The 19,508-nt window shown below is 55.5% G+C and carries 12 protein-coding genes and 1 tRNA gene; 11 read left to right on the forward strand and 2 right to left on the reverse strand.

Going from position 1 to position 19,508, the window contains the following annotated elements:
- Positions 1 to 40: 40 nt before the first annotated feature.
- The 3 genes from ACR0LF_RS08560 to tcuB are packed head-to-tail and all read left to right on the forward strand — an operon-like array spanning position 41 to position 3,187.
- Positions 41 to 721, forward strand: a complete 681-nt coding sequence (locus ACR0LF_RS08560; RefSeq protein ID WP_480576852.1) for a GntR family transcriptional regulator — start codon at positions 41 to 43, stop codon at positions 719 to 721.
- Positions 722 to 732: 11 nt separating this feature from the next.
- Positions 733 to 2,127: an FAD-dependent tricarballylate dehydrogenase TcuA gene (gene tcuA / locus ACR0LF_RS08565; RefSeq protein WP_480576849.1), complete on the forward strand. Its 1,395-nt coding sequence runs from the start codon at positions 733 to 735 to the stop codon at positions 2,125 to 2,127.
- Positions 2,117 to 3,187, forward strand: coding sequence for a tricarballylate utilization 4Fe-4S protein TcuB (tcuB, locus tag ACR0LF_RS08570; protein ID WP_480576846.1), 1,071 nt, complete (start codon positions 2,117 to 2,119; stop codon positions 3,185 to 3,187). The genes tcuA and tcuB overlap by 11 nt, the downstream gene beginning before the upstream one ends.
- A 307-nt stretch (positions 3,188 to 3,494) precedes the next feature.
- Here tcuB and ACR0LF_RS08575 read toward each other — a convergent pair whose 3' ends face one another.
- Both ACR0LF_RS08575 and ACR0LF_RS08580 read right to left on the reverse strand, forming a co-directional pair.
- A complete protein-coding gene (locus ACR0LF_RS08575) occupies positions 3,495 to 6,422 on the reverse strand; it encodes a M10 family metallopeptidase C-terminal domain-containing protein (RefSeq protein ID WP_480576842.1) in 2,928 nt (975 codons plus the stop codon).
- Between the two features lie 457 nt (positions 6,423 to 6,879).
- Positions 6,880 to 6,964: transfer RNA gene (locus ACR0LF_RS08580), tRNA-Leu, on the reverse strand.
- A gap of 840 nt (positions 6,965 to 7,804) precedes the next feature.
- Between ACR0LF_RS08580 and ACR0LF_RS08585 the strand changes: the two genes are divergently transcribed.
- The 8 genes from ACR0LF_RS08585 (at position 7,805) to ACR0LF_RS08620 (ending at position 19,307) form a co-directional block, all read left to right on the forward strand.
- Positions 7,805 to 8,227 (forward strand): hypothetical protein, encoded by a 423-nt coding sequence (locus ACR0LF_RS08585; protein ID WP_480576840.1) that lies wholly within the window; start codon positions 7,805 to 7,807, stop codon positions 8,225 to 8,227.
- Positions 8,228 to 8,229: 2 nt separating this feature from the next.
- On the forward strand, positions 8,230 to 10,242 hold the full coding sequence (locus ACR0LF_RS08590; RefSeq protein WP_480576837.1) for a dynamin family protein: 2,013 nt from the start codon (positions 8,230 to 8,232) through the stop codon (positions 10,240 to 10,242).
- 8 nt (positions 10,243 to 10,250) lie between these two features.
- Positions 10,251 to 12,005, forward strand: a complete 1,755-nt coding sequence (locus ACR0LF_RS08595) for a dynamin family protein (protein ID WP_480576834.1) — start codon at positions 10,251 to 10,253, stop codon at positions 12,003 to 12,005.
- Between the two features lie 52 nt (positions 12,006 to 12,057).
- Entirely contained in the window at positions 12,058 to 12,459 is a 402-nt protein-coding gene (locus ACR0LF_RS08600; RefSeq protein ID WP_480576831.1) for a hypothetical protein, read from the forward strand.
- Positions 12,460 to 12,482: 23 nt separating this feature from the next.
- On the forward strand, positions 12,483 to 13,355 hold the full coding sequence (locus ACR0LF_RS08605) for a hypothetical protein (RefSeq protein WP_480576828.1): 873 nt from the start codon (positions 12,483 to 12,485) through the stop codon (positions 13,353 to 13,355).
- A gap of 68 nt (positions 13,356 to 13,423) precedes the next feature.
- On the forward strand, positions 13,424 to 15,466 hold the full coding sequence (locus tag ACR0LF_RS08610) for a dynamin family protein (protein WP_480576825.1): 2,043 nt from the start codon (positions 13,424 to 13,426) through the stop codon (positions 15,464 to 15,466).
- Positions 15,463 to 16,749 (forward strand): dynamin family protein, encoded by a 1,287-nt coding sequence (locus ACR0LF_RS08615; protein WP_480576822.1) that lies wholly within the window; start codon positions 15,463 to 15,465, stop codon positions 16,747 to 16,749. The genes ACR0LF_RS08610 and ACR0LF_RS08615 overlap by 4 nt, the downstream gene beginning before the upstream one ends.
- Before the next feature lie 341 nt (positions 16,750 to 17,090).
- Positions 17,091 to 19,307: a serine/threonine-protein kinase gene (locus ACR0LF_RS08620; protein ID WP_480576819.1), complete on the forward strand. Its 2,217-nt coding sequence runs from the start codon at positions 17,091 to 17,093 to the stop codon at positions 19,305 to 19,307.
- Positions 19,308 to 19,508 lie beyond the last annotated feature (201 nt).

The following is a 19,508-nucleotide window of genomic DNA, read 5'->3' on the forward strand; positions in this document are numbered from 1 at the left end:
AATGTATTCAATTGGACGCAAGAGAGCAAGTGAGCCCGCGATGACGATTCAAGACGCCTCCTTACAGCCTGGTCCACAAGGCAATTCCGCGTACCAGCGCCTTTTGGACGAGATACGCGACGGCACGCTTCTGCCCGGCGACCGCCTGCGCGAGATTGAGCTGTCCGAACGGCTGGGTGTCAGCCGAACCCCGGTGCGGGAGGCGATCCGACAGTTGGAGGCGGACGGGCTGGTCACGCATGTTCCCCGGCAGGGCGCGACTGTACGCAGCCTGGATTATGCCGAGGTTATGGAGCTTTATGAGATGCGCGCCGTGCTTGAAGGCACTGCGGCCCGTCTGGCGGCACGTGCAGCGTCAGATATCGAACTGGATGAGTTGGATATTTTGAATGACAGGCTTGCCGAGGCTGGTACCGGTCCTGACGCGGCCCAAATCAACAGGGTATTTCATGCAACGCTTCTGGATGCCGCCAAAAATCGGTTTCTGGCCAAATCCATGCTGTCCCTTCGAAAAGCGTTGCTGATCCTCGGCCCGTCGCAATTGCTGGATAGTGAACGTTCCGAGGCGGCAGTTGCTGAGCATCGGGGCATCATGGCTGCGTTGAAAGTGCGGGATGGTGCGGCTGCAGAGGCGGAAATGCGCGCGCATATTCAAGCCGCGCAACGGATGCGTATCCGCGCGTTGCAGGAACGCGACCGCACAATCGACGAAAATCTGTAGGTGAACGGAACATGGCCATCCAAAAGGAAGCTTACGATATCGCTGTGATTGGAGGTGGCAACGCGGCCCTTTGCGCTGCGATGACCGCCGCCGAGGCCGGTGCGCGCGTACTGATCCTCGAAACGGCACCGAAACCCTATCGCGGAGGAAACTCACGCCACACGCGCAACTTTCGCTGCATGCACAAATCTCCGCTGGGTCCGTTGGTCGAGGAATACAGCGAAGACGAATATCTGTCTGACCTGCTAAAAGTCACCGATGGAAGAACCGACGAGCATCTGGCCCGTCTGGTGATCCGCACTTCGGAAGAATGCCTGCCGTGGATGGAGGAGCGCGGGGTTCGGTTTCAGCCGTCGCTATCGGGAACCTTGTCGCTGGCGCGGACCAATGCGTTTTTCATGGGGGGCGGCAAATCTCTGGTCAACGCTTACTACCGGACAGCGGCTGGGCTGGGCGTGGATGTGCTGTATGAGGCCGCAGTCACGCATCTGGCACTGAACGGGGACCGGATCGAATGGGTGGATTACACCCACGAAGGCCAGTCTCATCGCATAACGCCAAAAGCGGTCATCGTCGCCTCGGGCGGGTTTCAGGCTGACACGGATTGGCTGACCCGCGCATGGGGAGAGCCCGCGAAAAACTTCCTGATCCGCGGCACGCCCTATAACCGGGGCGTTGTTCTGGCCGATCTTCTGGATCAGGGTGTTGAGAGCGTCGGCGATCCGACCCAGTGCCACGCCGTGGCCATTGATGGGCGCGCGCCGAAATTCGACGGGGGCATCGTCACACGTCTGGATTGCGTGCCGTTTTCAATCGTCGTGAACAAAGACGCCCAACGGTTCTATGACGAAGGCGAAGACGTTTGGCCCAAGCGGTATGCGATCTGGGGGCGGCTTGTGGCAGCCCAGCCGGATCAGGTGGGTTACGTGATCATTGATGCCAAATCGCTGAACCTGTTCATGCCATCGGTTTTTCCTCCTTTGAAAGCGGACACATTGGAAGAGTTGGCAGGAATGATGGACTTGCCAGCAGACAAGCTGACGGCAACGGTCGCAGAGTTCAACGCGGCCTGCGGCGACACCAGCGCCTTTCACCCGACCGAATTGGATGGGGTCACAACCTCGGGTCTGACCCCGCCCAAGACCAACTGGGCCCGCCCGATTACCGAGCTGCCGTTCTATGGCTACTCGCTGAGGACCGGCGTGACCTTCACCTATCTGGGCCTGAAGGTCGATGACAGGGCGCAGTGCTCGATCCCCGAGGGCAAAATCAGAAACCTATGGGCGGCCGGCGAGACCATGGCCGGGTCGATATTGGGGCAGGGGTATCTCGCCGGGTTCGGCATGACCATCGGAACCGTTTTTGGACGCATCGCAGGACGTGAGGCCGCCGTCTATGCAAACTGACCTTGTTCAGGAAGCCCGCCGCCAGGCCGAGATTTGCAATGCCTGCCGGTATTGTGAAGGCTATTGCTCGGTCTTCCCGTCACTACATTCGGAACGCGCGTTTTCGGACGGTGACATCACGCAGCTGGCCAATCTGTGCCACAACTGCCGAGGGTGCTACTACGCCTGTCAGTACACGGCACCGCACGAGTTTGACCTGAACCTGCCCAAAGCTTTGGCCGAAGTGCGGCGAGACAGTTGGGAAAGCTTCGCCTGGCCGCAACCGCTGGCGCGCCGGTTCCACACCCATGGCGGTGCCATAGCCCTGGCGCTTGTGATCGGATTCGCCCTGTTATTCTGGGTAATCCGCGCCATTGGCTCCAGCGGAGGGGAGGGGTTCTACGCCGTCCTGTCCCACAACGCGATGGTCGCGATCTTTGCGCCCGCGTTCCTGTTGCCGCTGTTTAGCATAGCCGTCAGCCTCAGGCACTACTGGACCGAAGTCGGCGGCAAACCCATCCATTTGGCAGACGTAACCGCCGCCTTCAAACGTGCCGGCAGGATGCAGGATTTGGCCGCCGGGCATGGTGAGGGCTGTAACTTTGAGGACGAAGACCGGTTCAGTCAGGCTCGACGTCACGTTCACCACGCCATCATGTACGGGTTCCTGCTGTGTTTTGCGTCAACTTCGGTGGCGACGGTTATGCATTACGGTTTCGGAATGCACGCACCTTACGGGTTTTGGTCTTTGCCTAAGTTGTTCGGAATATCCGGCGGTGTGTTGCTGACAGTGGGTTGCGGCGCGATGACACTCCTCAAACAAAAGTCCGATCACGAACTTGGCGACCCTACGGCGTGGGGCGGCGATATCGGTTTCATCTTGTTGCTTGGCTTTGTTGGGTTGAGCGGGCTTGTTCTTTACGCCCTTGGCTCAACGGTTCTGATGCCTGCGCTGCTTGCCATCCACCTTGGGGCGGTCCTGGCATTCTTTCTGCTGACGCCATACACCAAAATGGCTCATGGATTTTATCGGCTCGCCGCGCTGGTCCGGGATGCGCAGAGGAAAAGAGGCACCCGTTAGTAACGAGGCACGAGTTCATCACATGATCCACCAACAGACCAGCGATGCACTGATCTGAGAACACAGGCATTTTCTCACAAATGCGGATCGGCGCCTCGACTTGTTCCATCCCAAATCCGCAACTTGAGCCAAACCGTCTATAAGCGACGGGATCAGAAATCGGCTTCAAGGTGCGACAGGGCAGGGGCCAAGGTCGCTGTTCAGCAACACGCAGCCACGCGATTAAAAGCCCATCCGGGAAGTGAGTTGCGCCAGAAACAGGACTTTCAGCCCAATTGAATATCCCGTTTCCAGCGCAAGAGGTTTGTTAAATCAGAAAGCCGTCTTCTTCCCACAGGAAGGCAGGTGCCGAATCGCTCTCTTCATCTTCGGAGTCCGGTTTTTCGTTCAAAACGGTACCCTCCGGGTTTTCAGATGCAGGATCCACTGGGTCTTGAGCATCAAGCAAGCTGACAAGTGCGTAATCATCTTCAGCGTCCACTTGTGCGCCAAGGTCAGGAATGAACTCCAATTGATCGACTGTTTCGATCCAATCGGGTGATTCATAAACGTTTTCCGTTTTTGCCGTGCTCTGGTCAGTGGCTAATCGATTAGCGAGTTTTGGCTCTGCACGCCCTACGGTCCCGCTGCCGTCGATATCGTAGCTATAGAAGTCTTCGACATCTATCACATCGGGGATTCTCACGCTGCTTTGAAACTTACCAGTCCCGTCTGTGGTCCATTCACTGTAAGACCCATCTGTATGACGCCACAGCACCCTGAAGCCGCTACCCGACGCCTCGGCATGAATGGCCTGCCAACCTGGGAAACTATCCGATCTGGCATTGGCTCCGTTGAAAGACAGCTGAATGGTGCCATTAATCTTATACCCATCTTGGGTTGACAATGAGAGTGACGTCGAACCGTTGTTCTCAATGACGGTTGTGACGTGACCGATCTGTCCGTCACTGTTCAAGTCAACGTTGTAAGCGGTCTCAACGTCCACAACATTTTCGATAATGCTGCTGCTGTAAGTTTTAGTCGTCGAATTCCAGACCCACTCTCCAAAACGGCCATCCGTATGCTGCCACAGCAAGCGGTAATTGCCGCTGCCCACTGCTTCAGCTTGTACGGCCTGCCACCCGGCAAAACTGTTTGGCCCCACATTCGTTCCGTTGACCACCAAATTGATGCTGCCGTCAAGGACGTATACGCCATGGGTTGACGACCCGAGCGTCGTGGAGCCGTTGCTCTCAATGCTGGTTGTGAAATGACCGGTCCGCCCGTCATTGTTCAGATCGACGCCATAAAAGTCCTCGACATCTACGACATTGCCGACATTGCTGCTGCTCAGGAACTGCCCGTTGGCGTTAGTGGTCCATTCGCTGTAAGACCCATTCGAGTGTTTCCACAGCACTTTATAGCCGCTGCCCGATGCCTCGGCCTGAATGGCCTGCCAGCCAAGGAAACTATCTGATCTGGCATTGGCTCCGTTGTATGACAGCTGAATACTGCCATTAATTTTATACCCATCTTGGGTTGACAATGAGAGTGACGTTGAACCGTTGCTCTCGACGCTCGTGGTCCTGTGACCGATATGCCCATCGTTGTTCAGATCGGCACCATAAAAGTTCTCTCGGTCCACGACGTTACCGACATTGCTGCTGCTCAGGAAATGGCCGTTGGCGTTAGTGGTCCATTCGCTGTAGGATCCATCTATATTTTTCCACAGCACTTTGTAGCCGCCGCCCGACGCTTGGGCCTGCAGGGCTTGCCAGCCTGAAAGCGAATTTTGACCAATGCCCTGACCATTGTAAACCAGAGCGGCATTTGTACCACCCGCGTCAACAACGTAAACACCCTGACTCGCGTGTTTCAGCGTCGTCCCGGTCGTATCGATATCCGAAAGCTGCATCGCGCCTTCGATATTTCCCTGGGTGTATTGCTGTGATCCATTCAGGAATTGAATCAGCTCAACATCATTGGCGATTGTAAACTTGACACGCGCGACGACATTAAGAAACTCGTACATCGTGCCGTTTTTAAAGAACAAGTAGTTGCTGATGGCACTGACAAACCGAACGGTGTCGTTTTCCGAGCCACCGGAGAACGACCCGCCATTGTAAGTGACAATCGCCAAATCGTTGCCTTGATTTCCGAAGATCTGGTCCGCTCCGGATCCGTTCGCCACGTGGATCGTATCGTTCCCGTGACCGCCATAAATCGTGTTGTTATTCGTTCCGTTAGACAACGAGTGAATTGTGTCGTTCCCGTGGTTCCCCCGCAAGATATTCTGTGCGGTGTTGCCAATCAGAAGATCGTCCCCCGAACCACCAGTGGCATTTTCAATCACAACCCCATGCGCGATTGTGAAGCCACCTTTCACACCGGAAACTGCAGCCACAGCCCCACCACCAGAAGCGGAATAGTCTAAGGTCGCGGCTCTGAGATCGATCCACGAATTTGAACTGCCAACATGTTGGATCGTATCATTTCCGCCTGTGTCCCACAGCGCCTGATAACCGGTTCCAGCAACGTTTGCGGATGGAAGCGTGTATACATTGTTGCCAGAATTATACGTCGTGTTCGCACCGTACATCGCCTGCAGCGCAGCTATGTCCAGAGCGCCAAGCCCAGTCGAACCACCATAGGTCGCATTAACAGAAAGAATGCCGTTCTGCGAAGTCCAGCCATCATTGTAGGACATCACGGTGTAAACACCCTGATTGAGGTTCCCGGTCCCGAATGAGTTGAAGGGCGATGTAACACCATTCATAACGGTTGTTAGCAGCCCGGTATCATGCGGGTGACCCAATCCCAAGGCGTGGCCAAGCTCGTGGATCAGTGTCGTAAAGAAGTACCCGCCCGGATCCCCGTTGCCGCCAGGACCGGAATTGGCAGTCCAATAAGCGGTGTTGTAAGCGCCGCGAGATGGGCCGCTTGACGGCGTGTAGTGGTAGCCCAGAGTTCTCGGGTTATCGAAGAACGACGAGGGCGCAATGTACTCGACAAGATCTGCGGAACTACTGGCGGATTCGACAAATTTTATGTTTGCAACTGCTTCTATCGCCGAAAGGGCCGCACGAAATTCTGCTTTGTATTCCGGGCTCCAAGCTTGGGTGCCAGCACGGGTACCAAAGTGATAAGTTAGCGTGGTAGTAGTCGCAGGGTTACCATCACCATATGCAACCCAACCCTGTATCGAACTGACAGGAGAAGATGAGGGAGGTCTGCTTATTATAGTCGTATTAGCCATTGCTCTGCCTTAAATTTCAGAGTGTTAATTCGCGCCCCAATGCATGTTTAAGTTGTTCTTTTTATGGCAAACACTAAAGCGTCAAACACTTGGAAACAGTATTTTTCACCATCTTTCAAGTCGTGCCATTTTTCAACGCCTGAGTTGTAGCATTTGGGCAAGGGCCGCTTTTGCCAGCCCGGTTATTTCGTAGAGCTAAAAATCCAAAATCGACAATAATCGGATGGATTATCTTTCTATTTCCGTTAGTTGAAGGCTTCCACTTGGTTGGTTAGACTGATCTTTTCCGGTGTCCAACCTCCAACGCACTTACGTTTCGTCAGGTCCGTTGATCCAGCGAGATTTCTGCGCAGCTTACTGTTGGCGATCTCGAAGGGACCACTTTATCAGGGGCGTGCGGTTCCCCTTTCAAATGATTGAAGAAACGCGCGTAATCATGATTATGGTAAATTTAAAATGGTGCGGGTGGAGGGACTTGAACCCCCACGCCTTGCGGCGCCAGAACCTAAATCTGGTGCGTCTACCAATTTCGCCACACCCGCAACCCGACGCTTTCGCGCTGGAATGAAGCGTTCAATAACAAAGCTTGTTGCCGAGTGCGAGAGGTAAAATTCGCGGAAAACGAAGTTTGTTGCTCATAATGAATATACCTTACGCGAGGATGTAAATCGAAGGCATCAACCCGTTGAGGAGTTGGTTGTCGAAAGCAAGGCGAAGGTTGCGGTGACTTCTCTACAGTTCCGGCCCACCAGCTTTTAGAAGGCGCTGGTCTGCAGCAGTTTCCTGAAGTTCCTTTGCAGGGATTAACCAGATCTGAATTGAACATTCTTAGTCGCGCTTACGTTGAGCAATCATCGAATCTGAAACCCGATTTGCAATTGACTAGACAATAAAAAGGCAGCGGTAAGCGCGGACAAAACCAGTGAGGGCTCGCTGCATAAGTCGATCCTCGCGGCACTTCGTTATACTTGGCTGGTGAGTAGACACAGCGCAAGGAACGTTCTGATCCAGGCTCTTAAATACCTGAAATTAAAATCTAATGGAGGATAACAGCGCCTTACCACCGATCTCAACTCTTGGACCGCGTTTCCTTGGGAACAGTGAGGTTTTTCGCGGGAATTTCACTAAAAGAGACAAGAACAACAGGCCCTCAACGTGCCTCCTCAACTTACGCGCCCCTCTAAGATACCCGCACAGGTTGAGACATTCTTATGCACGCGCCATCACAAAGCTGCCACAATTCAACCGCCAAAAAATCTTATTCGCGTCAAAATAACACCGCCTTGAAGGTCCTTGTTGTTTGACAGGAGTTAATGAGTCTTTTTCGCCACTTTGGCACCCGTACGAGTTCCCTGCTCAACTCCAGTACAAGGCTTTCTGCTGTGACCGATCTGAATCCCTCCGCTGCCGCCGAGCAAGAAGCTGTCTTCTTCGCTCGTGAGAGCTTCCTTGGTGAGCTCAAGACTCTGAATCGCGACCATCCGAACACCGGCTTTGGCATCTCGCTCCGCACGCATTCTGGTGAACATTACCTGCTGGCGAACGCGCGAATGCCGTTACCAGCTGCTAAATCCGAAGGCTTCCCAACCGGGCGCCGCGTTGCGTGTCTGGAAAATGGTGACCGCTTCAGCTCAATCGAAGTGTTGGCCGACTGCGAGGCTTACGAAGCCATTTCACCCCGGGCCGAGGCTGAGATTCTGGGCAATGCTCTCGATCTGATCGCGCGTATCGACACATTGACCAGCCTTCCTGCGGGTCGCGCTTCGCATGAGCCCCGAATTGCTGCTACCGGAACCGGAGGTTAAGAATGGCGCGCAACGATCACCTTTTGTCAGTTGGCAACGAAGCGCTTGCGCCAATGACATCTGCCATGTCTTCGTTGACGACTCAGATCGATCAACTGACTGAGGTTGCTGATGCGCGCTCCTCGGCACGGTTGGCCACGTTAAAGACACGGATGGAGAACTTCACCGCCAGCATCACGATGGTTGGTCAGGTCAAGGCCGGAAAATCCTCGATCGTCAACATCCTTGCCGGGCGCCCTGCCCTGTTGCCCTCGGACGTCAACCCCTGGACTTCGGTGGTGACAACCCTGAACATCAACACGCGCCCGCCGGGCGATACCAAAGCAAAGTTCACCTTCTTTGAGCAGGAAGAATGGGACAACCTGATGGTCGGCGGCGGTCGCCTGGGTGAATTGGCCAACCGCGCCGGTGCCGATGACGAGATAGAAGACATCCGTCGTCAGATCGGTCAAATGAAAGCCAAGTCCGAAGAACGCCTTGGCAAGCATTTCGACCTGATCCTGGGTCAAAGCCATCAGTATGATCATTTCGACGAAGAACTGATTCAGCGCTACGTCTGCCTGGGCGATGAGGACGATCCGGATATCGACCCGAAAACAGGCCGCTTTGCCGATGTCACGAAATCGGCTGAGTTGTTCATGGATATTCCGCAATATCCTATCGCGCTGAAACTCTGTGACACCCCTGGTGTCAACGATACCTTCATGGTGCGCGAACAAATCACACTGCGCAGCCTGCGTGGGTCCGAAGTCTGCGTCGTGGTGTTGGCGGCAAGTCAGGCCCTGACAACCATGGACATGGCTCTGATGCGCATCATCGCGCAATTCGAGAATCGACAGATCATCCTGTTCGTCAACCGGATTGACGAACTGTCCGATCCTGTGAATCAGGTTCCGGAAATCCGCGACCGAATTCAGGACACGCTGAAACAGAACAATATAGACACGAACACCAGCGTCGTTTTTGGCAGTGCCCTTTGGGCCGAAGCGGCGTTGACCGGTAATCCGGATATCCTGACCGAAGAATCACGTCAGGCACTGAATACCTTTTACCTTGCCGCCGGATTCGGTGATCAGGCGGCCTCGCTCGACAAGATCTGGGCGCTGTCAGGCCTGCCTGATCTGTTGTTGGCTATGAACGAGCGTATCGCAGAAGGTGCCGGAGCACGCCTTATGGACCGCGTGCGCCATCGGGCCCGAAACATTGCCAGCCAGATTCGTGCGACCGCAGTGGCCAAGAACCTGTCAGACGGCGAAGGTGTTGCCCGGGATCTTGATGGAGTGTCGCCCGAAGAGGCGATCAACACGGTATCGGCAGAATACGAGAAGAAAGCGGCTGAGCTGACGAATGCTCTGCGTGACAAGGTGCTGGAACGCCTGAAGTCTGCAGAAGCCAGCTTTGTCAAGCGGGCGACGGATTCCCTGATCGCGCATCTTGAGAAAAATGGTGAACAGGGCACCTGGCAGTATGATCCGGCGGGCTTGCGGACGTTGCAGAAGGCTGCGTATTTCAGCTTTGCCCGCGCCATGCGCAAGGACGCCGGGGCGTTGTACTCGACCGCCGCCGCAGATGTCGAAGCACTTTATCACAAGATACTTGGCAATCACCTGGGCGAATTCAGTATTGAAGCACCCATTGTTCCCCGCGTGCCACCGCCCCTTGGCATAGGACGAACAATCGCACTGGACCTGCAAAGCACTTGGTGGCGACGTTGGTGGCAACGGCGAAAGGGCTTTGAAGCCTATGCGGCCGACTACACACGCCTGATCGCGTCCGAGGCAAACTCGATCACCAAGGATATCGAGGAAAACCAGATCGCGGCAGTGCTGGAAAATGTTCGCGCGGTCCTGACGGACTTCATGCGCGAGCAGAAGGAAACTCTGCTGAGCATCTCGTCCTCTACCGACCAAAGCGCCAGTCAGACGGCGGCGGCGATGGCCGGTTTGCAGCCTCAGAAATCCAAGGATGAGATTCTGGGTGACATCCTAAAAGACCTAAGCAACGAAGCGGCATAAGTAGAAAAATGGCAAAAGATACACAAACACGCTTTGTTTCTCCGAAGGCATGGGAACGCATCGAGCAGTGGTCCCGTCGCAAGCCGGTTTTCGCCCTGATGGGTGAATTCAGCGCTGGCAAGTCTACGTTGATGAACTTTCTACTGCGAACGCAGACCTTGCCGACGCAGGTGACGGCAACTCAGTTGCCGCCGGTATGGTTCAGCTGGGGCGATCGATCGCCCTATATCAAACGCCATGACGGAAGCGTTGAGCTCATCGAGCTGGATCAGCTTGAATCTGTAGGTGTCAATGACGCGCAGTTCATTCGGATCTTCCTGGAAGCTGACATTCTGGAAGCGGTCGATCTGATCGACACGCCCGGTATCTCGGACCCCAAAATCTCGACAGATGTCTGGCAACGCGCTGTGGGTCAGGCAAACGGCGTCTTGTGGTGTACCCATGCGACGCAGGCCTGGCGCGAAACCGAACGTGCGACGTGGGTTTCCTTGCCCGAACGGCTGCAGAACAACTCTCTACTGTTGGTGACGCGGGCGGATGCTCTGAACCTAAAAGACCGTCAAAAAGTACTGCGTCGCGTGAACCGCGAAGCCGGCCATCTGTTTAACCGGTCCATCTTGTTCTCTGCCCGGGACGCGATCACGGCACGGGACGAGTCTGGCGATGCCGAAATGTGGTCGCGCAGCGGCGGCGGCAAGATGATCGACAGCTTCTTGGAGATCACGGAACAGATAATGGACAACCGCGCCGATCAACTGGCCCGGTATCAAATCGACAAAAGCCAAAGCGATGCACCCAAGGTTAAACCGCTGCGCCCTGCCCGCTCTTCTGACGAGCCACTCGCAGGAAAAGATCGACCTGAAGCCGCCCCATTGAGATTGGTGAATCCAGTGGAGGCCGGAGGGCAATCGAACTCAGAAGACGCGGCCGTGGTGACCAGCTTCCCAGTTCGACCTGCCCGTGTCGAGCGACGCTCTGATGAGGCTGAACGGCAGCGGATCAACGCGGGAGAAGCCGAGCGGTTGCGCGCAGAAATGACTCCGGAACCGGACTCCACTGCTGAGGAGTCCGATACCAGCGATGATCTGCGCGCGTTCTTCAAAGACACTTCGAATGATCCTTTGGAGCTGACCAATATCGCTGGCCTGGAAGAAGACGAAGATGAGTTCGACTTGTTAGGCGATGCAGACCTAGACGATGACGATGCGCCGAGTGAGTTGGAAGATGCCAAAATCGACCGGCCACCTCTTGCCGCTGTAGACAGCTCTGATGATGTGCTCGCCTCACTAAACACGTCGCTGCAAGAGGCCCCGATTGAACTGGACGCAACAGACGAACCAGTCGAACAAGGTGATGAGGCCGAAGATCGAGGCATCGAAGTCTCGGTATCCTCGATTACCGCTCTGATGGCCGCTCAACCTGGCAACAGTGCCGAGGATTATGAACCGGAACCCGAGACCAGCGGTCTGATCGAAGCCGCCACCTCAGAGCAGGTCGAAGCTGTTGAAATCAATCTCGAGGCGCTTGGCGACGTGTCTGAAGTCTCTGTTGGGTCACCGCTCAGCGCGTCAGACATGTGGCAAGAGGTTTCGAAAAACGAAGACCTGCCTCAGGACGCAGACCAGCTCAAGACAGTGTTCATGGCCTTTCTGGCCGAGTTCGACCAGATTGCCATCGAACACAGCGCAAAAATGACCAAGGAAGTCCTTCAATCCATTCCGAAGGCCAAAGAAAACAGCGGCGCGGAATGGCATGTGTTGTAGGGCTTTGCGAATCGAGATATTGAGAAAAATAAAAGGGAAAACAAAGGTTTAAATGTCCATACAGGAAGCATTGAACACAGCCATCGAAACGATACCCGACTGTATTGCAGCCGGGTATGTCGACATGGAAACAGGAATGCTTTTGGGCAGCATTTCCTCTGATCCTGATTGCGCAGAGTCATTGGATACTTTGGCGATTGCCGTGGCCAATCTGTTTCAGGGGCGTGGCGTCGCTGCTTTTGAGGCACTCTTGCGCCAGGCCGGGGATGCAGACGAAGAAAATGCCGGGTTTGGGGAAATCGCGGTGTTTTCGAAGGATAGGCTGAACATATTTTTGCGGACCAAGGAATACCCTGACCATGTGGTCTGCTTTATCTGTCGCAACAGCGCGAATGTCGGGCTGGCGCTTACAAAATCACATCTCAGTCTGGGGTCGGTCGCGGCTGCAGTTTGAACGGGACCAGAGGGGGTCACGGCATGATGGACACAGACATTCTCGACATGCTCGAAAACATCGGGCGGTCTTCGGTCGCCCGGCTGTCTCCGGCGGTGACGATCGCAGGCGAAACGGCAGCAACGCGTCGGGCTTCGGTTTTGCACGCCATTCGAGGCACGGTATTGCCGCGTCGCCTTGAGTTTACCGCGGCAAACGGGGATTGTTTGGCGATTGAGGTAAACAATTCTCGGATCACGGATGTGTTCAAGGTCCCCGCAGGGCAGATCCCGGATTTTGAAACGCAGTCGCGTGGCGAACTGGTTGAAAAGCTGGCCGGTTTGGTTTCTGACATATCCACCGCCCCTGCCCCGCTTGAACTGCTGTCGGGAAAACCGGACTCAGGGCTTGAAGCGGACGATGTGGGCATCACGTTCAGCGAAATCGAGAGCGCCTGCACCGAAATAGAGCTTACGTCCGAGCCGATCGTTTCCGTTGTCCCAACTGCTCCGGATCTTTCAGAAGACGATCCTGCTCCAAAGCAAGCATCCGGTGAAGCCACATCCCTGACACGACGGTTTTTTGATGGGGCCAGCCGTTTTGCTACGGGCCGAATATTGGCGGGCGGTTCGGAACGCACCGAACCAACGTATGAAGGGGCATGCAAGCCGTCTGAAGAGATGCACCCCGATCCGGACGTTATGACACGTTTCGCCGCAGATCTTGCGGGCTGGGACAATGACATTGGGGATGAGTTCGAAGGCCCGCAATTGATCGTCATGAGACCGTCCGGAGGTAAAGGCGCGGGGCTGGCTGTCTTTAATGACGGTGGGCAAATTGCGATTGCCATCCATGACGCCCGCAAACTGGGCGCGGTTGTCAACCTGTGGACGTCTTTGCAGGAGGCTACGGAATGATTGCCTCTATAGCATTCAAATTTTCGACTAATTCAATGTGTTTGGAATTGTAGCTAGGGTAGTGAGTAATGAGTGAAACACATCGCCGCGATCTTATTCGCATCGCAGAAGACATGAACGAAACAAGCAATGGTGAGACGCATCAGTTCATATCCCGCATCATAGGTGACCTGAGCGATCTGAAACCTTCGATTGCCTTTGTGGGGCAAATCAAGGCGGGCAAGTCGCGTCTGATCAATGGGTTTACCGGTCAGGCAGAATATCTGCCTTCAGATGTGAACCCTTGGACAACGGTCATCACCGATATGCATTTCGGGCATCCTTCGGGGCGCAAGGAAGGTGCCGAGTTTCACTTCTTCGACAATTACCAATGGCAATCCTTGATTGCCGAGGGTGAAGAGCTGCGCAACATGTTCCCGGATGAGGAGGACAGTTACAAGCGCGAGATGATCGAAGAACAGGTCGAGGCCATGAAAGTCCGGGCGCGTCGGCGTCTGGGCGACAGCTATGAACAGTTGTTGGGTCAACACCATGATCTGGACGAGCTGACATCGGATGATCTGGCCCGCTACGTTTGCGCCGGGGATGACCCTGCCGAAGACGGGACAATGGATCCCGGCAGTGATCGGGGGCTATACAGCGACATCACCCGCAAAGCCGAAGTCTATTTTGACATCGGCCATTTCCCATTCCCACTGACGGTGACGGACACGCCCGGAGTAAACGACCCGCTGCTGATCCGCGAAGAGATTTCGCGCCAGTACCTGAAGGAATCCGATTTCTTTGTGGTGGTCCTGTCCGCCCATCAGGCTCTGTCGCGCGCGGATCTGAAACTGTTCCGATTGATGCAGGCACTGGAGCTTGGCCAGATCGTTGTGTTTATCAACCGTGTGGACGAACTGGGCGGTGGGGCTGAAGATGCAGCCAAGGTTCGCGCGGACGTTCTGGACGGACTTGAGAAGGCATTGGGCAACTCGAACATCGATGTTCTGATGGGCAGCGCGCAATGGGCGCACTATGCGCTTACTGGCGATGAAACCGGTGTGAACCACGATCATGTTCTGGCATGGCTTCGTGCCCATCCGGAACAAATGCAGCAATATCTGAATGGCGTTGCTGAGATCAAACAAGGCCCAGGACCGATCAGCCGCGAAGCGGTTTTGCGATTTGCTGCAATGATTGCATCCGGCCTGCCCGATCTGCGCCGCCATGTCACTCAGGCCTTAACGGACGGGCCGATAAACGAACAGCTGCGTATGGCTTGGCAGCATCTCGACAGCTTTGCCAGGGGCGAGCTTGAGCGGTCTCAGGTTCATTTGCGTGCGCTGAAAGATGAAGGCAGCGCAGACGCTCGCAATGCCGATGAAAGCGACAAGACGCTTGGCGAATTGCGCAAGCTGATTGCTGACAAGACCCAAGAAATCACTCGCGACATGGATGACGTCCTGTCAAACCTGCGGGGTGTCATGGATGACACGGTCGCTGAATCTGTCTCAGTCGTGGTGCGCGGGCCGGATGGTCACTCACCTTTGCTGGCAAAAGGTGGAGAGACCGAGCTGAACTTCACCCCACTGCGTGAACGTATGCGTGAGTTGGTGCAAGGGGCATCGCAAGTAGTTCGGCAGCGCATGCTCAGCGAACTGTACGCGATCGACATGCAATGCAACGCCGCTTTGCGGGCCTTGCCGGGTTGGCAGGAACCGGTCGACAATCGCATGAACACTAGCGCCGTGCGCTGGTTCCGGCCAGACACCACCGCCTTGACCCGTGGCATTACGGTTGAGTTGCGTGTAAACTGGCTTTCGCGTCTGATCTCGCGCAATAGCGTTGTGGCGCGTGCTGAACGGATGATCGTGCAGGAATTCGAACTGATTGGCGACGACCTGATCGACACCACACGCGACAACCTGTTGGAACGGCTGAGCACAGTACTGGATCACTATGTGGCGCTGCTGGCAGGTCACCTCGAGCATCGGTCGGGCGCAGGTGAAGTGAACGCCCAGGCCGAAGCCCAAGGCGCCTTTGACCGGGCCCGCCGAATTGCGGATGAGCTTGAGACGGTCTTTGGAACAAGCAATGCGGATGAAAGACAAGCAGAGGCTGCGGAATGATTGAATTTCCCGGAACCGAACAGGAAGTGCGCCAGTTGGAGCGTTTCCTGACCGCGACTGAAAACCTGCCGTCAGATGCGGCGCTGGAAGACATGCGCGCACGTGCTCTGGCCCATGCCGAACGTCTGTCGAACGCGGTCAATATTGGTTTCGCCGGAGAATTTGGCGCAGGAAAGTCGAGCCTGGCAAACATGCTGGCTGGCGCGGATATTCTGCCAACCGGTCCACAGCATCTGAAACTGCCGCTGGTGATCGTCGCATATGCGGACACACCCGAAACTACTGTTGGTTGGTGGGATAAGGAGCCAAAAACCTACTCGGGTATTGCGCTTGAAAAGGCAGCCGCAGATGAACCGGAATTCATCTCGATTGGGATCAATACACCCGCGTTGAAGGAAATCTCGCTGTTTGACCTGCCTGGATCGGGTGCTCTGGATGACACGTATAAGCCCACCCTGGATCTTTTGAAGTACGTCGATTGTGCCATCTGGTGCACCAACGGCACCAATGCCTGGCGCGAAACAGAGCGCCATCTGTGGTCTAAGGTTCCGTCAGAGTTAAGAGCGAACAGCTTGCTGGCCGTCACACATGCTGACTTGCCACCGGTGCAGGGGGCCTTGGATCGCGTTCTTGCACGCCTGAACAAGGAAAAAGAAGGTATGTTCCGCGCAATTGTGCCAATTGGCACTCCGGTCGCGGTACGCGCAATGGCTCAGGAGCCCGAACCCGACTTTGCGCTTTGGGAAACCTGCGGCGGCCAGAACCTTGCCGAGCAAGTCCTGGATGCAGCGTCCAACAGGCGTCGCAGCGACCTCGACGCCGCTCAGAAAGACTTGCAGCGGGAGTTCCTGCCTTACCTTGAGGAACTGCAAGGCCCCGAGCCAGAGCCTGTTGTAAATGACACTGCGTCGATGCAGTCAACTCTGGGGTCCGCCCTACCCCCGCTGAACAATCCCATTCTCGAGGACTGGCTGGCCGCGATTGCAAGCATCTACGAAGACTTGCGCGAAACTTCTGACATCGAACCCGCAGCCTTTTTGAACAGCTGTCAGGAGATTGTCGAAGATTTCGCAGAACGGTTGGAACAGGGCGGTGAAATCGATCCAGATGCTGATTGGATTCCTGCCGAATTTGAAAAGGCGACCGACTTGCTGTTGCTACTGCAATTCGAAAGCGGCGATGCGCCTTTGAAGGACGCAATCAGCATTCTGGCACAGCTGGGTGACAACCTTGCTTGGGCCGGTAGCACCGTTGCCGCAGCGCAACCCAAAACCGGAACATAAGGCTTTCCCGTCAAAATTGAGCTGCATTGCAGCGATTCGAAGGGCCGAGGAATCGGCCCTTTATTGTTTCGAATTCGTAGACCAAGCTACCCGTTTCGGGTTTTCCGTTTTCAAACCTCCCACACCGCTCAACTACATGTAGCAGTGTTACGCACAAAAACACTACATTTAGTCATCGCGAAAAAACGATCCATAGTGAAGCCATCAGGCGGCCCCATTAAAGTCAAATTTGAAACGTCTAACCGTTCTTAAGTGTCCTGCGGTTGTTTTTTGGTTGTGAGTTCGTGGGCTGTCGGCCCGATTTTTCTAAACCGCAAATTGAATAGAACGGGCGGAGTGAAATGAGCCACAACCAGGCTGTCGGTGCAGCGCACGACGAACCAAAAATCGAGGGATTACAGCCAGGCGCAAAACTGTTGCGCGGGCAATACGAAATCCTCCGCTTTCTCAGCAACGGTGGATTTGGGATCACCTATCTGGCGCGCGACAGCCTAGAGCGTGATGTTGTGATCAAAGAGTGTTTCCCAGGCGCTCTATGTCGTCGCAACGGAGACCTGGTCGAGCCGAACGACCCTTCCTACAAGGACGATCTGCGGGCCATCATCGACCTGTTCATTCAGGAAGCCCGCAATCACGCACGTCTGGTACATCCTAACATTGTAGACGTGCATCAGGTGTTCGAAGACAATGACACCGCATATATCGCAATGGATCTAATCCGTGGTTGCGATCTGCTGGACTATGTCGAAAACCCGGATAACGACGGGGGGCCTGATTTCATTGTTCAGGTCACCGAAAAGATGCTGTCTGCGGTGTCCTTCATCCACCAAAGCGGCATGTTGCACCGGGATATTTCGCCCGACAACATTCTGATTGATGAAAATGGCGATCCGGTTCTGATCGATTTCGGAGCGGCGCGCGAGCAAGCTGCAAACAAGTCGGCGGCGCTGCTTACCCTGCGTGTCATCAAGGATGGCTACTCACCACACGAATTCTATGTCCGGGGTGCCGATCAAGGGCCCAGCAGCGACCTCTATGTTCTGGCTGCCACTCTCTATCACGCGATCAGTGGCGAACGCCCTACCGACGGTCAAAGCCGCCTGAACGCGTTCAACAACGGGCAGGACGACCCCTATGTACCGCTGGCAGGTCGGTTCGAAGGATACCCCGAAGGGTTCCTGGAAGCGATCGACAAGGCGATGGAAGTGCACGCGACCGATCGTCTGCAATCTGCACTGGATTGGCTGCGCATGTTCCGCGGTCCCGGTGTCATGTTTGATACCTTCGCCTATCGCCCGGTGTCCGTGATTGTCGGCATGGACCGGAAAGACAAAGACGAAGAAAAAGCCCGAATCAAAGCCGAAAGCGAAAACGCTGAAGCCGTCGTAACCGCCCTGCTGGCTGGAAACGCGGATATCGTCCTCGGCAACGACGACAAAAAAGACGAGGACCTGGCCAAGATCTCTGCGAAAGAGGAAACTCCGGTCGCGGTAGATACCGTGGTTCAGAGCGGATCCGGTGGCAACGGCAAGCTGATTGCAGGTGCGGCCGTTGTTGCTGTTGCTCTGGCCGCCGGGGGTTTCTTTGTGATGTCCGGCGACAAGGCGGAAAACCAGGCCGATACGCCCGTCGCGCAGCCTACAGCAGAAGTGCAAACCGCCGAAGCTGAGGCGCCCGTTGCGGAACCTGCTGCCACCGATACGGCCGAACCAGAGCCGGAAGTGGCTGCTGCGCTTGAGACTAAGCCAGAAGTGACTGCTGCGCCTGAAACTAAGCCGGAAGAGCCTGTCGAGCAGGCACAACCAGTATCTGCGGAACCAACTGCCACAGAAACAGCCTCCGCAGACACCAATTCCTCTGAGGCTCAATCACAAACAACAGAAGTTTCGGCTGATGCAGCGGAAGCTGAGGCAACGGAACCCGCACCTGAGGCGATTGCCGACGCCGGCGTTCCGGCGGAGCAGCAGATATCCTTTGCCCATTGGGATGTTGAAATCCCCTTCCAGACCTCCCGCCGCCGCGGTTCGACCGGAGCCACCATCGCGATTACCGGAGTGGATGCCGGTCAGGACATGAGCACGATCGGCGAATGGGTGCAGCGTGGCGCGGTCATCTTTACCCTGAATGGTCAGCCGGTACGCGGTGATACTCCGTTTGCCGCGCAGGTTCTGGACAACCTGAACGTTGATGCCGACGGCTACACCCGGGTTGCAGCCCGCTATCGCCCGCTGGGCGAGACCCGGGCACAGAACGGATTGCTCGCCCTTCCCGTCATGCAGTCGCTTGGATTGGAGAACGGCTATACCTTCACAATCAGCAGCGATGGCGATGGAGGCTGGCAGACGAAAGTGAACACCGTTCCGGCCGATGCGACAGGAAGCCTGCTAAAAGGCGACGTCCTGGTCAGCGAAAGCCATACCGGTGCAACTCTGAATGGCTCGGAAAGTCTTGATGAAATGCTCGCGGCGCTCGTTGCAGACGATCAGCCCGCGGCCAATCTGACAGTGCTGCGCGACGGGTCCGAAACGGCTGCGACCATGCAGCTTGCAAAGGAGTAATCAGACCGGTTCGTATGTGATCTGCCAGTGTGTGTTTGCTGAGGGTGGCGCCCAGATTTTGCCACCCGGCGGAGACCGGTCCGCCGCAGAATGTACCAGTTCCCATGGGTTTCCTTGAATGTCTTTGTGCAGCCCTGTGCAGGGATGAGTAGCAGCTTATGGCGCAGCATATCAGCGTCAATAATTCGAAGGTGTCGACAC

Source organism: Ruegeria sp. E8 (assembly GCF_056533985.1).